The organism is Parvibaculum sp. (assembly GCF_039973015.1).
In the GTDB taxonomy this organism is placed as follows: domain Bacteria; phylum Pseudomonadota; class Alphaproteobacteria; order Parvibaculales; family Parvibaculaceae; genus Parvibaculum.
Window position 1 is genome coordinate 106,865 of record NZ_JBDWLT010000010.1, and the last position, 18,328, is coordinate 125,192.

The 18,328-nt window shown below is 64.0% G+C and carries 18 protein-coding genes and 1 tRNA gene; 13 read left to right on the plus strand and 6 right to left on the minus strand.

Features of this window, described 5'->3' with window-relative positions:
* Positions 1 to 39: 39 nt before the first annotated feature.
* The 4 genes from ABJO61_RS11770 to ABJO61_RS11785 all read left to right on the plus strand — a co-directional run bounded on the left by ABJO61_RS11770 (position 40) and on the right by ABJO61_RS11785 (position 4,630).
* A complete protein-coding gene (locus ABJO61_RS11770; RefSeq protein WP_348323315.1) occupies positions 40 to 837 on the plus strand; it encodes a class I SAM-dependent methyltransferase in 798 nt (265 codons plus the stop codon).
* Positions 834 to 1,850, plus strand: a complete 1,017-nt coding sequence (locus tag ABJO61_RS11775) for a glycosyltransferase family 9 protein (RefSeq protein WP_348323316.1) — start codon at positions 834 to 836, stop codon at positions 1,848 to 1,850. Before ABJO61_RS11770 ends, ABJO61_RS11775 begins: the two co-directional genes overlap by 4 nt.
* Before the next feature lie 141 nt (positions 1,851 to 1,991).
* Positions 1,992 to 2,654 carry a ribulose-phosphate 3-epimerase gene (gene rpe, locus ABJO61_RS11780; protein WP_348323317.1) on the plus strand — a complete coding sequence of 221 codons (663 nt, stop codon included), beginning with the start codon at positions 1,992 to 1,994 and terminating at the stop codon, positions 2,652 to 2,654.
* Between the two features lie 80 nt (positions 2,655 to 2,734).
* The gene (locus ABJO61_RS11785; RefSeq protein ID WP_348323318.1) at positions 2,735 to 4,630 is read left to right on the plus strand and encodes a heparinase II/III family protein; all 1,896 of its coding nucleotides are present in this window, start codon (positions 2,735 to 2,737) and stop codon (positions 4,628 to 4,630) included.
* A 59-nt stretch (positions 4,631 to 4,689) separates the two neighbouring features.
* Here the strand turns inward: ABJO61_RS11785 and ABJO61_RS11790 are convergent, their stop codons facing one another.
* Positions 4,690 to 5,094 (minus strand): PaaI family thioesterase, encoded by a 405-nt coding sequence (locus tag ABJO61_RS11790; RefSeq protein WP_348323319.1) that lies wholly within the window; start codon positions 5,092 to 5,094, stop codon positions 4,690 to 4,692.
* A gap of 226 nt (positions 5,095 to 5,320) precedes the next feature.
* Between ABJO61_RS11790 and purH the strand changes: the two genes are divergently transcribed.
* The gene (gene purH, locus ABJO61_RS11795; protein WP_348323320.1) at positions 5,321 to 6,934 is read left to right on the plus strand and encodes a bifunctional phosphoribosylaminoimidazolecarboxamide formyltransferase/IMP cyclohydrolase; all 1,614 of its coding nucleotides are present in this window, start codon (positions 5,321 to 5,323) and stop codon (positions 6,932 to 6,934) included.
* Positions 6,935 to 6,997: 63 nt separating this feature from the next.
* Here the strand turns inward: purH and ABJO61_RS11800 are convergent, their stop codons facing one another.
* Together ABJO61_RS11800 and ABJO61_RS11805 are read right to left on the minus strand one after the other, a co-directional pair.
* On the minus strand, positions 6,998 to 8,422 hold the full coding sequence (locus tag ABJO61_RS11800) for an MFS transporter (protein ID WP_348323321.1): 1,425 nt from the start codon (positions 8,420 to 8,422) through the stop codon (positions 6,998 to 7,000).
* A complete protein-coding gene (locus ABJO61_RS11805; protein WP_348323322.1) occupies positions 8,419 to 9,864 on the minus strand; it encodes an MFS transporter in 1,446 nt (481 codons plus the stop codon). Before ABJO61_RS11805 ends, ABJO61_RS11800 begins: the two co-directional genes overlap by 4 nt.
* Positions 9,865 to 10,017: 153 nt before the next feature.
* On the opposite strand from ABJO61_RS11805, the gene ABJO61_RS11810 reads away from it, so the two are divergent.
* The gene (locus tag ABJO61_RS11810; RefSeq protein WP_348323323.1) at positions 10,018 to 10,905 is read left to right on the plus strand and encodes a hypothetical protein; all 888 of its coding nucleotides are present in this window, start codon (positions 10,018 to 10,020) and stop codon (positions 10,903 to 10,905) included.
* Between the two features lie 6 nt (positions 10,906 to 10,911).
* Here ABJO61_RS11810 and ABJO61_RS11815 read toward each other — a convergent pair whose 3' ends face one another.
* Together ABJO61_RS11815 and ABJO61_RS11820 are read right to left on the minus strand one after the other, a co-directional pair.
* A complete protein-coding gene (locus ABJO61_RS11815; RefSeq protein ID WP_348323324.1) occupies positions 10,912 to 11,409 on the minus strand; it encodes a YchJ family protein in 498 nt (165 codons plus the stop codon).
* An 81-nt stretch (positions 11,410 to 11,490) separates the two neighbouring features.
* Positions 11,491 to 11,565, minus strand: a tRNA-Gly gene (locus ABJO61_RS11820).
* Positions 11,566 to 11,765: 200 nt separating this feature from the next.
* Between ABJO61_RS11820 and ABJO61_RS11825 the strand changes: the two genes are divergently transcribed.
* The 6 genes from ABJO61_RS11825 (at position 11,766) to ABJO61_RS11850 (ending at position 15,578) form a co-directional block, all read left to right on the plus strand.
* Positions 11,766 to 12,638: an FkbM family methyltransferase gene (locus ABJO61_RS11825; RefSeq protein ID WP_348323325.1), complete on the plus strand. Its 873-nt coding sequence runs from the start codon at positions 11,766 to 11,768 to the stop codon at positions 12,636 to 12,638.
* 45 nt (positions 12,639 to 12,683) lie between these two features.
* Positions 12,684 to 13,217, plus strand: coding sequence for a prolyl-tRNA synthetase associated domain-containing protein (locus tag ABJO61_RS11830; RefSeq protein ID WP_348323326.1), 534 nt, complete (start codon positions 12,684 to 12,686; stop codon positions 13,215 to 13,217).
* 146 nt (positions 13,218 to 13,363) lie between these two features.
* Positions 13,364 to 14,275, plus strand: a complete 912-nt coding sequence (gene trxA / locus ABJO61_RS11835; RefSeq protein WP_348323327.1) for a thioredoxin — start codon at positions 13,364 to 13,366, stop codon at positions 14,273 to 14,275.
* Between the two features lie 13 nt (positions 14,276 to 14,288).
* The gene (locus ABJO61_RS11840; RefSeq protein ID WP_348323328.1) at positions 14,289 to 14,972 is read left to right on the plus strand and encodes an LON peptidase substrate-binding domain-containing protein; all 684 of its coding nucleotides are present in this window, start codon (positions 14,289 to 14,291) and stop codon (positions 14,970 to 14,972) included.
* 25 nt (positions 14,973 to 14,997) lie between these two features.
* Entirely contained in the window at positions 14,998 to 15,210 is a 213-nt protein-coding gene (locus tag ABJO61_RS11845) for a Trm112 family protein (protein ID WP_348323329.1), read from the plus strand.
* Between the two features lie 5 nt (positions 15,211 to 15,215).
* On the plus strand, positions 15,216 to 15,578 hold the full coding sequence (locus ABJO61_RS11850; protein ID WP_348323330.1) for a DUF971 domain-containing protein: 363 nt from the start codon (positions 15,216 to 15,218) through the stop codon (positions 15,576 to 15,578).
* An 18-nt stretch (positions 15,579 to 15,596) separates the two neighbouring features.
* Here ABJO61_RS11850 and ABJO61_RS11855 read toward each other — a convergent pair whose 3' ends face one another.
* Complete coding sequence (locus ABJO61_RS11855) at positions 15,597 to 16,826, minus strand: FAD-dependent monooxygenase (protein ID WP_348323331.1); 1,230 nt, start codon at positions 16,824 to 16,826, stop codon at positions 15,597 to 15,599.
* Positions 16,827 to 16,939: 113 nt separating this feature from the next.
* Between ABJO61_RS11855 and ABJO61_RS11860 the strand changes: the two genes are divergently transcribed.
* Positions 16,940 to 18,295 carry an amidase family protein gene (locus ABJO61_RS11860; protein ID WP_348323332.1) on the plus strand — a complete coding sequence of 452 codons (1,356 nt, stop codon included), beginning with the start codon at positions 16,940 to 16,942 and terminating at the stop codon, positions 18,293 to 18,295.
* Positions 18,296 to 18,328: the final 33 nt, after the last annotated feature.

Here is an 18,328-nt window from a genome sequence, read left to right on the forward strand (position 1 = left end):
GACGCGCCTGAATTTTCAGCCTGAACTTCCGGGGACAGAATGTCTGTTTCGCCTTTTCTCTTCTGGTTGCTGGTTTTCCTCGTGGTCTTCTTTGCGGGCGCTTTCGCCGCCGCGCTTTCCTACGGGCTGCGCCAGCGCGTGCGGATGAAGCTGCGCCCGAATTTCGGCAAGCCGCCCGTGCCCCATGTCGCGATCGACGTCTGGAGCGAAATTTTCCGCACGACAGGGCTTGGGCCCAACCGGCAGTCCGAAATCGCCTTTATCGGCCAGGCAGGCGCGCTCGCCAGCATCAACGATACGGAAACATGGGTGCTCGGCGCGCTGGCGAAACAGGCAAAGCGCATTTTCGAGTTCGGCACCGCCACGGGCCGCACGACCTATGTGATGGCGCGCAACGCGCCCGAGGACGCGAAGGTCGACACGCTGACCTATCTCGCCGATGGCGACGAAACATACGAACATAATGCGGATGATCCCGACGCGGATAAATGGCGCAAGATCGCGCTCGGCGAATCCCATTACGACAAGTTCTACTATGAGGACACGCCGGTCGCAGGCAAGGTTGTGCAGCATTTCGGCGACAGCGCGAAATTCGATGAAGCGCCCTTCGCGTCGCAGATCGACCTCATCTTCGTCGATGGTGCGCATTCCTATTCCTATGTGAAGAGCGACAGTGCAAAGGCGCTGCGCATGGTCGCGCCCGGCGGCTATGTGCTCTGGCACGACTATTCGCCGCGCTGCCCCGGCGTCTTCAAGGCGCTGAACGAACTGGGCCGCGAGCTTCCGCTCGCCCACCTCAAGGGCACGACCCTCGTCGCCTATCGCAAGCCCGCATGATGCGCAGGCCGGAGAACCCCCGCCGGATCGCGGTGTTTTCCGGCGCGGAGCTGCTTGGCGACGGGCTTTTCAAGCTGCCCTTCATCCGCAGCCTGCGCGCCACTTTCCCGAACGCGGAAATCATCTGGGTGACGGCGGGCAAGACCGCCTATGCGGGTGTGCTGAAGGAACTCGCCGCGCCTTATCTGTCGCGCGTGATCGAGGAAACGATGATCGGCTCTTCGCTCGGTGAACTCCTCCGGCCGCGCCGCGTCGAGACCGGCCCCGTCGACATTCTTATCGACACGCAGACGGTCGCATGGCGCTCGCTTGCCGTGAAGCGCGCGCTGAAGCCGGCGCTCTTTGTCGCCAGCGCCGCCGACTATTTCTTCTCCGGCGTGAAGCCGCCACAGGTGAACCCCGCATGGACGAAAAAGAAGCCGAAGCATTTCGTGGACGGGCTGATGCGGCTTCTCGACCTTGCATCGGGCGGCAGATCCGTCGCCGATCCGGCGGCGACCGCGATCCCGGATGAATATACCGCGCTCGCGGCAAGGCTGCTGCCGGAAGGCGCGCGCTATGTGGGGCTGGCGCCGGGCTCGGGCGACCCGACGAAGCGCTGGCCGCTCGAACGCTTCATCGCGCTGGCGAAAGAGGCGAGCGCGATGGGCCTGCGTCCGGTTTTCTTCGTGGGGCCGGGTGAACGCTTCATGCTGGACGAGATCAAGGCAGGCGTGCCCGGCGCACTCTTCCCCGAGGACGAGGCACCGGAGGGCGCGCCCAAGGGGCCGCTTCTCGTGGCGGCGCTGGGGCGGCGGCTCGATGCAGCCGTCGCGAACGATTCCGGCCTCGGTCATATGCTCGCGATTTCCGAAGTGCCGCTGATCCTGCTCTATGGCCGCCATTCGCCGGCGAAATACGCGCCCCGCACGCCCCGCCTCACAACCTTCTGGGCGCAGGATTTCGGCGGGCCCGGGCATGAGCTGATCCCGCTGACAAGGGTCTCTGCGGCGCTCCGCGAGACGCTCGGCTGAGCCCGCGCGCAAGGCCCGGCGGCGTTGCTTGCACCCTGTGAATCTAGCTGTTAAGCACTGAGGAAGGGCGGATTTCCGCGCGCGAGCGCGGCGCCCCTCTCGTCATTCGTTTCGTTATTCGTTTTCGGCACCGGGTATCACATGAGCGGTATCAAGATCGCCCCGTCTATACTGGCATCCGACTTCGCGCGCCTTGGCGACGAGGTGCGCGCCATCACGGAGGCGGGCGCCGACTATATCCATGTCGACGTGATGGACGGGCATTTCGTGCCGAACATCACCATCGGCCCCGACGTGGTGAAGGCGATCCGGCCGCATTCGGACAAGGTCTTCGACGTCCACCTGATGATTTCGCCGGTGGACCTCTATATCGACGCCTTCGCCGGGGCGGGCGCGGATATCATTACTTTCCACCCGGAAGCGGGGCCACACCCCCACCGCACGATCCAGGCGATCAAGGCGGCGGGCTGCAAGGCGGGGCTGTCGCTCAATCCGGGCACGCCGCTCGAACTGCTCTGGCCGCTCATCGGCGATATCGACCTCGTGCTCGTCATGTCGGTGAACCCCGGCTTCGGCGGGCAGAGCTTCATCGAGAGCCAGCTTGCCCGGATCGGGATCATCCGTGAACGGATCAATGCCGAAAAGCCGGAAGTCGAACTCGAGGTCGATGGCGGCATCAATTTCGAAACGGCGCCGCGCGCCATCGCGGCGGGCGCCGATGTGCTGGTGGCGGGCACGGCGACATTCAAGGGCGGGCCCGGCGCCTATGCGAAGAACATTGCGGCACTGCGCGGCGGCGCCTGAGCGGCGACGCGAGGCGGGATGCCGATGCCGGGGTGCCGATGTCGGGAGTACAGGGGCACGTGAACGGAGGGCCGTCTCCAATGGTCGAGGCGCGTGCGAGAAGCGGTGACGAAAAACGGGCGACCGCCCGCCGCACCCCCGCATCCGCGGGCAACCGTTCCATCGACCTCGCAGGCGCCGCGATCATCCGTGCGCGCGATGCGACGCTCGCCCGCGGTTTCGGCACATGGGCCTATGGGCAGAGCTTACGCGGTCCTATGCCCGACCACATGGTGCTCTATCCGCCGGAACTGAGGCCGGGGCGCACCTCCGCCGCAGACGCGCTTTTTCAAGGCAGATGGTTTCTCGCGGGCGGTCAGGTGCGCGCACCGGGCGGCTCCTCGCCCTTCGCCGCCGATCCGCCAAGCGAAAGATGGTCGGAGGAACTGCACGGCTTTTCCTGGCTGCGCCATTTCACTGTCGCGAACGAAGCGAATAATGGCGACACGGCGCGGCGCTACGCACAGAAACTCGTCGCCGACTGGATTGCGACGGAAGGCAACTGGCACCCCGTCGCCTGGCGGCCGCAAGTGATCGGACGCAGGCTGATCTCCTGGTTCGCGAACGGCGCGCTCATCATCGACGGCACCGAACTCGTCTACCGCTCGACGCTTCTTCGCAACATGGCGCGGCAGGCGCGCCACCTCGCCCGCGTCGCCTCCATCGCGCCCGCAGGCGAACCGCGCATCACGGCGGCGATGGGCCTCGCCTTTTCCGGTCTCTGCCTGTCCGAAGGTCACAAGCGGCTGGCCAGGGGGCTGAAGCTCCTTTGCCGCGAACTTGACCGCCAGATCCTGCCCGATGGCGGCCATGTGAGCCGGAACCCTTCCGCGCAACTTTCGATCCTGCTCGATCTTCTGTCGCTGCGCGATGCGCTCTCCGCGCGCCGCATCGAAGTGCCCAAGCCCGTGCGCAATGCCATCGACCGGATGACGCCGATGCTGCGCTTCTTCCGTCACGGCGACGGAAAACTCGCCCTTTTCAACGGCTCGACCGAGGGACCGGAAGGCGCCATCGACGCCGCCCTCGACCGCGATGACGCGAAGGGCCGGCCTTTCGGCTTCGCACCGCATTCGGGATATCAGCGCCTCGTGGCAGGCCCGACGAGCCTTGTCGCCGATACTGGCGCACCGCCGCCCGGCGCCTTCAGCCACGAAGCCCATGCAGGCTGCCTTTCCTTCGAGATGAGCGTAGGCCGCGCACGCATGATCGTGAATTGCGGCGCGACGAAAGTGCTCGGCCCCGACTGGGAAGCGGCGAGCCGCGCGACGGCGGCCCATTCAACGCTCGTGCTGGCGGACACCTCCTCGGCACGCATGCTCAAGGGCAGGATTTCACGCCGCCTGCTCGGCCCTCGCGTCATGGAAGGCCCGGTCGTGGTGGAAAGCCGCCGCAACGAGAACGACGCGGGCACCTGGCTCGAAACCGCGCATGACGGCTATGCCGGGCTGTTCGGCCTCGTGCATCGCCGCCGCCTGTTCCTGTCGGCGGCCGGCGAAGACCTGCGCGGCGAGGACAGTCTCGAAACATCGCTCAACCCGAAGCGCTACAAGCCCTGGCAGCTTCTCTACTGGCACCGGGTGCCGGAAGACCCGGAATTCACGGTGCGCTTCCACATCCACCCGGATGCGCGCGTCTCGCTCGCGCATGACAAGACGAATGTGCTGGTGCTGCTGCCGAATGGCGATGGCTGGCAATTCCGCGCGCGCTCCGGCGGCGGCGAATGCGAGATCGCCATCGAGGAAAGCGTCTATCTGGGCTCGGGCGACACGACGCGCCGCGCCGAACAGATCGTGGTGGCAGGCCGCGTCTTCCGGGGCGAGGCGCGGGTCAACTGGGCCTGGCGGCGGCTTTCGACGCGCAATGCCGGGCATCCGAAACGCGAGGACGCGGACGTGCCCGAATTGCCGGAGCTGGAACTTCCGGCAAGAGACTGATTTCGCCTGCCACCCTCCCCTTGCGGGCGGGCGGGAAAGCTTTCAGGCTGCCCTCTCTTTCACTTTTTCTTCGCCTCCAGCACCATCTGGCTTTGCGTCACCACTGCGCAGAGACGGCCATCGCCGCGCGTGATCCTGGTCTGCCAGACCATGAGCCGCCCGCCCTTGTGAAAGGGCTCGCAGGTCGCGACCGCCACATCGCCGAGCGGAACCGGCGCAAGGAAGTTCGTCTTGCTCTCGACCGTGGTCGTGGTCGCGCCGTCTTTCAGGTTCAGGACCGTCGCGACCGCGCCCACCGTATCGGCAAAGGACATGATGGCCCCGCCATGCAGGATGTCCGGGACGGTGCAGAGCTCCTTGCGGACTTCGAGCTTCGCCACGACGCGGTCGGGCGTGGCCTCCGTGAGCTCGATGCCGAGGAGATTGGCGAAGGGCAGATAGGAAATGTCGGGAAGCTGGCTCATCTGGCTGATTCCTGAGGGTTTGCAAGGATTACGGCAGGGAGCCTAGCCATGCCTTCGGCTCGTTTCGATTACCCGCCAGGTAAGGACGGCATGCCGCCTTGGCCGCCTCGCCGTTTCATGCTATCGCCCCGATTTCCTGTTGTGTCGCGTTTTCGAACCGGGAAAGCAGTCCACTTTCCCTGAAAACGCTCTAGCCCTCTCCCCTCCTGCCCGGAGCCCCGTCCCAATGGTATCCTTGAAAGCCCATCCCGAAGCCGCCGACATCCAGCGCGTCCGCCGCGCCCTCATTTCCGTCTCCGACAAGACCGGCCTCGCCGAGTTCGCCCGCGCCCTGCACGAGGCTGGCGTCGAGCTCGTTTCGACCGGCGGCACGGCCAGGGCGATCAAGGATGCGGCGCTGCCGGTGAAGGATGTGGCGGACCTGACGGGCTTTCCCGAAATGATGGACGGGCGCGTGAAGACGCTGCACCCGGCGGTTCATGGCGGGCTGCTCGCCATCCGCGACGACGCCGAGCATGCCGGCGCGATGAAGGAACACGGGATCGGCGGCATCGACCTTCTCGTCGTCAATCTCTACCCCTTCGAGGCGACGGTGGCGAAGGGCGCCGCCTATGACGAATGCGTCGAGAACATCGATATTGGCGGCCCGGCCATGATCCGCGCGGCCGCGAAGAACCATGCCTATGTGGCGGTTGTCGTGGATGCCTCCGACTATGGCGCGGTGCTGGACGAAGTGAAGACGAAGAACGGCACCTCGCTGGCGCTGCGCACCAAACTCGCGCAGAAAGCCTATTCACGCACGGCGGCCTATGACGCCGCGATCTCGAACTGGATGGCAGACGCCATCGGCGAGACGGCGCCCGCCTACCGCGCCTTTGGCGGCAGCCTGAAACAGACGCTGCGCTATGGCGAGAACCCGCATCAGGTTGCGAGCTTCTATGTGACCGGCGAGAAGCGCCCCGGCGTTTCCAATGCCGAGCAGTTGCAGGGCAAGGAGCTTTCCTACAACAACATCAACGATACCGACGCCGCCTTCGAACTTGCCGGCGAGTTCGACCCGGCGCTCGCCCCCGCCATCGCGATCATCAAACATGCAAACCCCTGCGGCGTCGCGACCGGTGAAACGCTGGCGGATGCCTACAGGAAGGCGCTTGCCTGCGACCCCGTATCGGCCTTTGGCGGCATCATCGCCGCAAACCGTCCGCTGGACGGCGAAACGGCCGAAGAGATCGCGCGCATCTTCACCGAGGTGATCATCGCGCCCGACGCCGACGAAGATGCGCGCCGCATCATCGGCGCGAAGAAGAACCTTCGCCTTCTCATCACGCATGGGCTTCCCGATGCGGGCTCGCCCGGCCTCTATTACAAGTCGGTTGCGGGCGGCATGCTGGTGCAGTCGCGCGACAATGGCCGCGTCGACTTGCTCGACCTAAAAGTCGTGACGAAGCGCGCGCCCTCCGAACAGGAAATGGCGGACCTGAAATTCGCCTTCCGTGTCTGCAAGCATGTGAAGTCGAACGCCATCATTTATGTGAAGAACGGCGCGACGGTCGGCATCGGCGCGGGCCAGATGAGCCGCGTGGACTCGGCGCGCATCGCCGCGCGCAAGGCGCAGGACGCAGCCGAAGCCGCAGGCGAAAAGACGCCCGCCACCATTGGATCGGTGGTCGCCTCCGACGCCTTCTTCCCCTTCGCGGACGGGCTTCTTTCGGCGGCTGAAGCGGGCGCGACGGCGGTGATCCAGCCGGGCGGCTCTGTGCGTGACGATGAAGTGATCGCGGCGGCGGACGAGAAAGGCCTCGCCATGGTCATGACGGGAATGCGCCACTTCCGTCACTGAGCGCATGTTGCTTGAAGAAAGGCCGTCGCGGAAAAAGCCGTGGCGGCCTTTTCTTTTTGCCGGTCAGTGAACGATGCTTTCCGCGCGTTCTTCCTTCACGAAAAGAAAGATCACGAGGCCGACAACGATCATCGGCGCCGTAACCATCAATCCGTAACGCTGGTTCTGCGTGGCTTCCGTGACGATGCCGATGAGGAGCGGCGCAATCCACGCCGTCGCCTTGCCGACAAGTGCGAAGAGGCCGAAGAACTCCGTCATCATTTCCTTCGGCGAAATGCGCGCCATCATGGTGCGGCTCGACGCGATGACCGGACCGACCATCAGCCCGAAAAAACCGACGGTGAGAAGAAAGAGCTGCTGCGGCAGCGTCGAGAATGCCTTTGCGTCCGGCGCGACGGCGACTTCCACCACATAGAAGATGCGGTCGTTGTCGTAGGAAAGCAGCAGCATGAAGGTAATGATAACGCCCACAAGCGACCAGATAAGCGTCTGCTTGGAACCGACCTTGAGATCGACCCATCCGCCCACGAAAGCACCGAAGGCGGCAAAGAGCGTGACCCAGATACCGTAGACCGCCATTTCCATCGCGCCCCAGCCGAAGATCGACGAAGCGAGAATGCCGCCAAAGACGAAGATCGCCGTCATGCCGTCGTAAAAGATCATGCGCGCAACGAGATAAAGCCCGACATTGCGGAAATGACGGACGGAACGGATCGTGTTCCACAACCGGCGCACCCCCGCCTTCGCCGCTTCGCGCCGCCCGAGGCCGCGCGTCTTCTGATCCGGGACCAGAAAGAGAAGCGGCAGCATGAAGATGACGAACCAGGCACCCGAAATCGGCCCGACGATACGGTCGGTCTCATAGGTTTCTTTCGAGAGACCGAAAAGCGGCTCGTCGGGAATGAAAGGCGCCTGCACCTCGCCCGGCAATTGCAGCAGGAGCAGGACGAGAATGAGCGCGACGATGGCGGCGAGCTGACCGACGCCGATGCCGATACCCGAAAGCAGACCGATGCGCCGGTCGGACGCGATGGTCGGCAGCATCGCATTCGCGAAAATGATGGTGAGCTCCATGCCGATGGCCGCGACGATGAGCGCGATCGCAACGGGAAGCAGCGGCTGGCCCGGCACCGCGAACCAGAGGCCGAAACAGCCCGCCGCGCAGAACAGCATGGAAAAGACGATCCAGGGTTTCCGCCGGCCCGACGCATCGGCCATGGCGCCGAGAAGCGGGCTCATCAGAGCGATGGAGATGCCCGAAGCAGCCTGCACATAGCCCCAATAAGCCTGACCCTGCACCGGGTTCGCAGCAAGAACGCCGGTAAAGAAGGGCGGAAAGAGAAAGATGGTGATGAGCGAAAAATAGGTCTGGTTCGCCCATTCATAGAGAACCCACGCACCTTGCGCGACGTTGGAGGCGGGCTCCTTGCCGCCCGTATCGTGGGGCGGCTGCAACTCCGGCACCGCGCCTTCAATCACAATACTCACTCAGCCGCCTCCGCACGCTCTTCCTTCACGAGCAGGATCAACGCAAGTCCGATCCCGAGCAAGAGCAAAACGGACGCGAAGCCGACGCGCTGACTGTGAAATACGGCTGTGGCGATACCGACAAGGGCAGGCCCGAGAAAGGCCGTCGCCGTGCCGGACAGAGCGTAGAGGCCGAAAAATTCCGACATCTTGGAGGCCGGCGCGAGCCGCGCGAGCATGGTGCGGCTGTTTGCGTAGGCCGCCGTGATGCAGATGGCGACAATGATGACGACACCGACATAGAGAAGTTCGGGAACCGTCGCGAAGAAGGGCAGATCCCAGACGGGCGGTGCATTCACATCCCACGGCACGAAGAAGAAGAGTTCGTTTGGCGTGATGGAAACGGCGAGCAGAACACCCAACGCCGTGCCACCGATGGAAATGAGGATCGCCACTTTGGAACCGAACCTGTCGTCGAGCCAGCCGCCGAAGAAACCGCCGCCAACGGCGAAGATGGAAAGCACGATGCCGTAGATGGTGAGCGTCAGCGCGTCCCACCGGAAAACGCCCGCCGCATAGACGCCGCCGAAAACGAGGATCGCCGTCTGGCCGTCATTGTAGAACATGCGCGCGATGAGATAGGTCGCGACATTCCGGTAATGCTTGAGCTGACGCACCGTCTTCACGACACGCCTGCCGCCCTCGCGCACGGATTGCAGCATGCCGGGCCCTGTTTTGCGTATCCTGTCCGGCGTGAAAAACATCAGCGGCAGCGCGAACAGGAAGAACCAGATGCCCGCGATGGGCCCCGCGATCCGGCTGTTTTCATGGGCGGCGGCGTCGATCCCGAACAGCGCCTTGTCGGGAATGAAGCTCCAGTCGACGCGGCCCGGCAGCATGAAGGCATAGAGCATGAAGCAGAGAATGAGCAGGCCGCCCGCATTGCCGAGCGCAAGGCCGAGGCCGGACAGGAATCCGATGCGCTCGTTCGGCGCTACCGAAGGCAGCATCGAATTGTGAAAGACTTCGGAAAAGGCGAAGGCAATGGAAACGATGACGATGAGAAGCGCGATCGAAGTGACGGACAGACCCGCCTCGCCCGGCATGGCCCACCACAGAAGGAAGGTCGCGGGCGCCATGACGCCGACAAAGACGGCAAGCCAGGGTTTCCGCCGCCCGCCTGAATCCGCGATGGCGCCGAGGATGGGCGCAAGGCAGGCGATGACGAAACCGGCAATGCCATTGATGTTGCCCCAGATCGCCTGACCGCGAACGGGGTCGCCGACGACGACATTCGAGAAGTAGGGCGCGAAGATATAGATGGTGACGAGAAGGACGTAAGGGTTGCGCGCCCATTCAAAGATGGCCCAGCTGATCTGGCCCTTGGTATCGGCGGCCTTGTCGCCCGTCGCCGAAAGAAGCACATCGCCGACCTTACCCGGCCCGTTCACTGCATCCGCCACGCCTGCCCTCCCCCATGCCGGAAGCCCTCTGACGGGGCTTTGACCTAATGGAGCATGATTAGCGGAAAGGGGAAAGGTACTGCGCAGGCAGGATGGCCTCGCGCGCCGAAAATGCTATAGGGGATTTTCGATATCGGAGAGGCGGAAGAAGAAATGCCCGGAGGAAAAACCCGCGAAGTACGGATAGTGCGTCCCGTTTCCCGCAAACGCGACGGCTATAACGGTTTCGCGCGCGCGGACCGGGCCGCCGCCTGGACGAATTTCAAGGCGGATACCGGCAATTTCCACATGCTGCATTACCGCCATGTGGACGGCTTCTTCATTTCCGCCAAGAACTCCGGCACGCAATGGTTCACCTTCATGCTCAGTCATGCGCTGGCCGAGCAATATGGCGTCGAGGCCCCGCAATTCAGCAGCGGTCCCGGCCGTGACGCGATTATCGGCCCGGCAAAGCAGAAGCCCGTTCCCGGCGTGCCGAAGATCGCCGTTTCGCACACCATTCCCTCGGTGATGTTTTCGTGGCGGCTGATGCATGCGCTGTTCGAGATTCCGCGCTGCGTCGTTCTCGTGCGCGATATCCGCCATGCGCTCGAATCGATCTATGTGAAATGGATGAACGATCTCCCCGCGGGCGAAGGCATGTCGCTGACCGACTACGTGGAAGGCGATCCCTGGCAGAACCGGGAACATGCGGACATCTGGTGGTCGATCCAGTTCTTCAATCACTGGGGCGACGTGCTGACGGCCTGCCCCGAACGCAACATGCTGCTCCGCTACGAGGATGCGATCGAGGCGCCGGGCGAATGGGTCGCGAAGGCCGCCCGGCACTACGGCATTGAGCTGACGCCTGCCGCCATTGCCGCTGCGGAGGCCGTTTCCAGCCGTGAGGCCGTGCGCGCGCGCCTCGACCCGGACGCGCCCAAGGCCGTGTCCGACGAAGATGAGCGCGCAAGCGTCCATCTCTCGGAGAAGGATGAGAAGATCATGCGCCGCATTCTCTCGCGGCACATGCGCTACGATTTCGGCTATGACTGGTTCTGAGGAAGATCAGGCGGCGATACCGCAGCACTTTTTGTATTTCTTGCCCGATCCGCAGATGCAAGGGTCATTGCGGCCGACTTTTTCGACGCGGCGCGGGCGCACACCCATGATGCCGTCGACATACCACCAGCGCCCGTCCTGACGCTTGAAGCTCGCCGTCTCGTGATGGACGCGATCGGCATCCTGCTGACGGAAATGCGCGACGAATTCGACCACACCTTCGTCTTCGCCGGGTCCGCCGCCTTCGACGGCGCGAACCTCAAGACCCGTCCAGTCGCTCGCTGCGGCCCATTCCGCCGCGCCTTTACGGTCGAAATCCTCGCGCGTGCCGGGAAGCAGCGTTTCTTCCAGATAGCCGATATTGCCCGTGGCAAAAGCCGAATAGCGCGAGCGCATCAGCGCTTCCGGTGCAGGCGGCTGCTTCGCGCCCGTGAGATAGGGCTCGCAGCATTGCGCGAATTCGAGACCCGAACGGCAGGGGCAGGCATCAGAACCCGAAATCATCGCTTCACCTCGTGGCGCGCGCCTTGCGCGAGCAAGAACGCAAACAAAGAAAAAGCCGCCTCTAGAGGCGGCTTCACATAATGGAGCGGGCGATGAGATTCGAACTCACGACCCCAACCTTGGCAAGGTTGTGCTCTACCCCTGAGCTACGCCCGCATCCGGGTCAGCCGGGCCGCCGAGATGGCCGCACCCGCCTGTGAGGGCGGTTTTATGGCCTATCGCTTGAGGCATTGCAAGAGCCGAGTTCGAAGAATTGAAAGCGTCAAAAGCCTTGCCCGGCCTTCGATTATATCGGACCCTTCGACCTCCACCCGCGAGAGACGACCAATTCGTTTCCCTTGTCCGAAGGCGGCGGCATGAGCAAGCTTCCCTATTACGCACGGCGCGTTCTTTCCGAAGCATGGAGCCGGGCCACGCCCCGCTACCGGGTTCGGGCCGGCTCAAGGTCGCTTTCCATTCCGGGCGGCACCCCGGCCGGCGCGCGCCTCCTGCGGGACTGGTCGCCGAACTGGAAAACAAGCGTCATCGGCCATTTCCTCGGCCGCAGAAGCGGTGCCTTCATCGATATCGGAACGAATATCGGCCAGACCTTGCTCGACTTCTACGAAGCGAAGGGGCCGCAGAGCCGCTATATCGGCTTCGAGCCCAACCCGTCCTGCGTGGAGATGATGAACGCCATCATCAGCGGTAACCGCCTGGAAGACGCCACCATGGTTCCCGTCGGCCTGTCGGGAAGGGACGGGCTGATGAAGATTTACGTGGGAAATACCGATCCCACCGACCAGGGCGGTACCTTCATGGAAAGCCTCCGGCCGGCCAAGCAGCTCAATTCCTTCTGGGTGCCGTGCTTCCGCTTCGACGCCGTGCTGGAGGATCTCGGCATGGGTGCGGGTGATCTCGCCTTCATCAAGATCGACGTCGAGGGAGCGGAGCTTCACGTGCTCGAAGGCATGAAGGAAACGCTTGCGGCCGGTCAGGTGCCCGTTCTCTGCGAAGTGCTCCACCGGGATCCGCAAGCGGACGAGGCCGCCTATCGCGAGCGGGTGACGGCCATCGCCGAACTCGTTCGGGCACAGGATTACCGCATTCATCGCATCCTCCGGTCGGCAGCCCAGAAGATCGAGGGGCTCGAGGAAGTCGCGAACTTCCCGCAAAAGGTGTGGGACGCAACGAGCGGCAGGGAATGCGACTATCTCTTCCTGCCTGCGGGATACGAAACGCCCTTCTAGCCGGACCGGCTTGCGGACCATCGGAACCCATGCCAATCAAGAGGCATGGAGACACCGAAACTCACCACCAAAACCGAATTCCTTGCCTGGCTCGACGAAAAGCGCATTCCGTATGAGACCCGCGACCACCCTGCCCTCCACACCGTCGAGGAAGCGCAGGCCCACCGCACGGACTGGCCCTCACAGGAGCGCGAAGGCGCCTTCTGCAAGAACCTCTTCCTCAAGGACAAGAAGGGCCGCCTTTTTCTCGTGGTGACGCTGGAGGAGCGCGAGCTGAAGCTCAACCGGCTTTCAAAACCCATTGGCTCGGCCCGCCTCTCCTTTGGCAATGCAGAACTCATGTGGGAGGTGCTGGGGGTCCGGCCCGGCTCCGTAACACCCTTCGCCCTCCTCAATGACCATGAGGGACGGGTGACGGCCGTGCTGGATGCGCCGATGCTGGAGCATGAACGGCTCCATTATCACCCGCTGGAAAACACGGCGACCACCGGCCTTTCCCGCGGTGATTTCCTGAATTTCCTGCGAAAAACCGGGCATGAGCCGCTGATTCTCGATCTCGTCGAGGCGGCGGGCGAATAGCGGCGCTTGCGCGGCGCAGGCCCGGGCCGCTAAACCATTGTTTCCCAACACAGCCGCTCCATCTTATGGAGCGGGACGCGACGGTTTCCGCCGCCCGGCCATCCTGAAAGCCCGGCCATCCAGAAAGAAAGCCCGAGACGACAATCATGGAACCGATCATCGGAAATTCACCAGACGCCCCGGCCGCCGACGGCCTGATTGTGGATACGACGACGCAGACCTTCACGCGTGACGTGATCGAGGCCTCGCGCGAGGTTCCCGTGCTCGTCGATTTCTGGGCCCCCTGGTGCGGCCCCTGCAAGCAGCTGACACCCGTGCTGGAAAGCGCGGTAAAGGCGGCACGCGGCGCGGTGAAACTCGTGAAGATGAACATCGACGACCATCCCGCCGTCGCGCAGCAGCTTCGCATTCAGTCGATCCCGGCGGTCTATGCCTTCAAGGACGGCCAGCCGGTCGACGGTTTCATGGGTGCGCTGCCCGAGAGCCAGATCAAGGCCTTCATCGAGAGCCTTGCGGGCGATACCGGCCCCTCGCCTGCCGAGGAGCTGATCGGCCTGGGTCGGGAAGCCTATGAGGCGGGCGATCTGCCGCGCGCGGCGCAGGCCTTTGCGCAAGCCGTGCAGGAAGAGCCCGGCCATCCGGCGGCGGTCGGCGGTCTTGCGCGCTGCTATATCGATACCGGCGACCTGGAGCGCGCCCGCCAGACGCTTTCGCTCGTTCGTCCCGACGCGCGCAACGACCCCGAAATCGCCGCCGCGGAAGCCGCCCTTTCGCTCGCCGAGAAGGCAGGTGACCTCGGCGATGCCGGAGAACTGAAGGCAAGGCTGGAAAAGAACCCGAAGGATCATCAGGCCCGTTTCGATCTTGCGCTGGCGCTCAACGCGCGTGGCGACAAGGAAGGCGCGGTGGACGAACTCCTCATCATCGTCGAGTACGACCGCAACTGGAACGACGAGGCGGCGCGCAAGCAGCTCGTCGAATTCTTCGAGGCCTATGGTCCGAAACACGAGGCGACCCTGAGCGGCCGCCGCCGTCTTTCCTCCATCCTCTTCAGCTGACGCGAAGGACGACATGACGCTCACGGATCAATATCGCGACATAGCGGATCTGCCGGGGACCATTCCCGTCTTTCCGCTCGCCGGTGCGATATTGCTGCCCCGCGGGCAATTGCCGCTCAACATATTCGAGCCGCGCTACCTGAAAATGATAGACGACGCCCTACGCGGCGATCGCATTATCGGCATGGTGCAACCCGATGGCGAGGAAGCGATCCTCGCGTCGCAAATGCCGGACAAACAGCCCCCGCTCTGCGCCATCGGTTGCGCGGGCCGCCTCACCTCTTTCGCGGAGACGGGTGACGGCCGCATCGTCATCACGCTGACGGGCATTTCGCGCTTCCGTATCAAGAGCGAACTCACCGCGCTGACGCCCTACCGGCAATGCGAAGTCGACTGGAACGAATTCGCCGGCGACCTCATCGCCGGGCACGACCAGGACAAGGTGAGCCGCGAACGGCTGCTCGAAATTCTGAAGGAATATCTCGAAACCCATGAATTACAGGCCGACTGGCGCGCGATAAGGCTTTCGTCCAACGAGACGCTGGTCAACTCGCTCTGCACCATCAGCCCTTACGGCCCGCGCGAGAAACAGGCGCTGCTTGAGGCAAAGACGCTTGAAGACCGCAACCAGATGCTGATCGCGCTGACCGAAAAGGCGCTTCAGGAACTTTCCCCCAATGACACGACCGTGCAATAGCGCGGCGGAAAGACGAGAGAAGACGATGACGGAAATGCAGGAAGGCGCGCGCGCGCCGAAAGTTGAAGTGGACCCGAAGCTTCTGGAAATTCTCGTCTGCCCGGCCACCAAGACGACGCTGCGCTATGACCGCGAGCGGCAGGAACTCATATCCGACAAGGCCCGCCTCGCCTTCCCGATCCGCGACGGCATTCCGATCATGCTGACGGACGAAGCCCGCTCGCTCGACGACGAGTAAAGGCAATGAATGCCGCCACGCCCTGGCCCGCCGATATTCGCCTGAAGCGCAAGGAGCGCATCCTCGAAGTCGACTTCGACGATGGCACTAAATTCCGTCTGCCTGCCGAATTACTGCGCGTCGAGAGCCCTTCGGCCGAGGTGCAGGGCCACGGTACCGGCCAGAAAAAGACCGTGCCGGGAAAGGCCAATGTCGCGATCACCACGGTCGAGCCGGTCGGCAATTATGCGCTGCGCATCGTCTTCGACGATGGCCACGACACAGGGCTCTATACCTGGGAAACGCTTCACCGGCTGGGCACGGACAGTGAGAAGATCTGGACGGATTACATCACCGCGCTGGAGCGCGAGGGCCTGAGCAGGGAATGAGCCGGCCGGGAATGAGGCTCAGACCGCCTCGCCCCTGAGAAGCCGCGGCAGGTCGCCGACGACGCCGCCCGCATGGCGCATGAAGAAACGCCGCGCAGGCCCGATCTGCGAAACGAGGCCGAGGCCAAGATCGCGCGCAAGACGCACGGGCCCGATATCGTTCGAGAAGAGGCGGTTGAGCCCGTCCATCAGCAGCGACAGCGCCACATTGTCGAAACGCCGCCAGCGCTGATAACGCTCCAGCACATCGAGCGAACCGATATCGAGGCCGAGCCGCGCGGCATCGACAATGACTTCCGCCGCCGCCGCCACATCGCGAAGCCCGAGATTGAGCCCCTGCCCCGCGATGGGGTGAATGCCATGCGCCGCATCGCCGACCAGCGCGAGGCGCGGGCGCACATAATCGCGCGCGAGTTGCAGCGTCAGCGGATAGGACCAGCGCGGCCCCGTGGGCGCGCAATTTCCGAGATAATTGCCGAAGCGCGCCTGCATTTCCTCCGCGAAGGCCGCGTCGTCGAGCGCGAGGATTGCCTTGGCGTCCGCCGTCTTTTCCGTCCAGACGAGCGACGAGCGGTTACCGACCATCGGCAGGATGGCGAAGGGACCGCCGGGCAGGAAATATTCCTGCGCGACGCCCTCATGCGGAAGATCGTGCTCAACCGTGCAGACGATGCCGGTCTGGCCATAATCCCAGCCGATGGTCTTGATGCCCGCTGCTTCGCGCGTGGGCGATCCGCGCCCGTCCGCCGCCAGACATAGCCGCGCCGTCACCTTTTCACCATTGCCGAGGGTCGCCGTGACCTGCGAACCGTAATCGACATGTTTCACGCTTTGCGGCGCGAGAAGCCGCACAAGCGGCTCCGCCTCCACGGCCTTTTGCAGGGCGATGCGGATATGCCGGTTCTCGATCAGGTTACCGAGCGGTTCGTCGCCGATTTCCTTGTGGTCGAAATGAAGGAAGAAGGGAGAGGCTCCTTCCCGCACGCGGCCGTCCGACACCATGATGTCGTTGATCGGCTGCATCTGGCCTTTCAGATGCTGCGTGACGCCGAGACGGTCGAACATGCGGCAGGAGGCGAGCGCGATGGCGGATACGCGGCCATCGAACTTGGCATCGGTCGCGGTTGCCGGGTCGAGCGCATCGACCACGGTGACGGTGAGACCGCCCTGCGCACAGGCAAGCGCGAGGGGAAGCCCCGCGAGCCCGCCGCCGACGATAAGAATGTCGCTATCCGGCTTGTCTGTCATGGACAGCAAGATCGTCCGTAAGGCGGGCGAAGGCAAGCGCCGGATGGACGCAGGCGCCGCGCAGTCCTAGTCTCCGCCCGGACCCAGATCCGCCTTCGGGCAGGGAGAGAGCCATGAGTTTCGCCGATATGACCGCGCTCGCGCTTGGCCGCGCCTTCGAGGAGGGCAAGGCCGACCCGCGCGAGGTGGCGGAGGATTTCCTCGAGCGCGCCGCGCTCAACGACCCCGACAAGCGCATCTATGTGCGCCTGCTTGAAAGACGCGCCCGCGCGGAAGCGGAAGCGGCGGCCGGGCGGGCCGAACGGGGATTGCGCCGTCATGCGCTGGACGGCGTACCTCTCTCCTGGAAAGACCTTTTCGACGTGGCGAACGAGGCGACGGCGGGCGGCTCGTTTGCGCTGAAAACCCGTGTGCCCGCGCATGACGCCGAAGTCCTCGCCCGCGCAACGAGGGGAGGCGCGGTCTGCCTCGGCAAAACGACCATGACCGAGCTCGCTTTTTCGGGCCTCGGCATCAATCCGAAATTCGGCACCCCCGCAAACCCCCATGACGGCAAGATCGAGCGCGTACCGGGCGGCTCCTCGGCGGGTGCAGGCGTTTCTGTTGCGAGCGGGCTGGCGGCGGGCGCCATCGGCACGGATACGGGCGGCTCGGTACGCATTCCCGCCGCCTGGAACGGACTTGTCGGCCTCAAGACGACGGCGGGGCTGCTGCCGCTGAGCGGCACCGTGCCGCTCTCGCCCAGCTTCGACACGGTGGGACCGCTGGCGAAGGACGTGCAGGACGCAAGCGCCCTTCTCGCGCTTCTCGAAGGCAGACAGGCAAGGCCGGCCGTTGCGGCGGATCTCAACCGCCTCTCGCTCTGGCTGCCGGGAGGCGTCGGCTGGTCGGAGGTCGAACCGCAAATCGCGAGCGCGCTCGATACCGCGATCCGCCGCCTTGTGCGCGCGGGCGTGAAGATCGTCGAACATGCCCTGCCCGAACTCGACGAGATACATGCGCTTGCCTGGAATCCGAAGGCGAGCCGTCTCGTCGCGGAAGCCTATGCGCAATGGGGAGAAGTGCTTCGTGAAAATGAGAAGCTGATCTACCGCCCCGTCTTCGAACGTGTGATGGCAGGCGAGAAGCTGATGGCAGGCGACCTTCTGCGCGCCGATTTGAGCCGCAGGGACATCACCGCGCGTTATCTGGCGGCGACGGCCGGCGTCGATGCCGTCCTCATGCCCTCCGTCGCCATTGCGCCGCCGCCCATCGCCGACCTCGAACCGGGCGGAGACGCCTATGGCCGGGCAAACCGCATGGCGCTGCGCAACACGACCATCGGCAACCAGCTTGGCCTCACTGCCATCTCCCTGCCTTGCGGACAGGATGACAACGGACTGCCTATCGGATTGATGCTGCAATCTGCTCCGTATACAGAACAAAGGCTTCTTTCCATCGGGCTTGCCGTCGAGCGCGCCCTGCACTGACGGCACCGACGAAAAAGGCCCCGGAAATTTCTC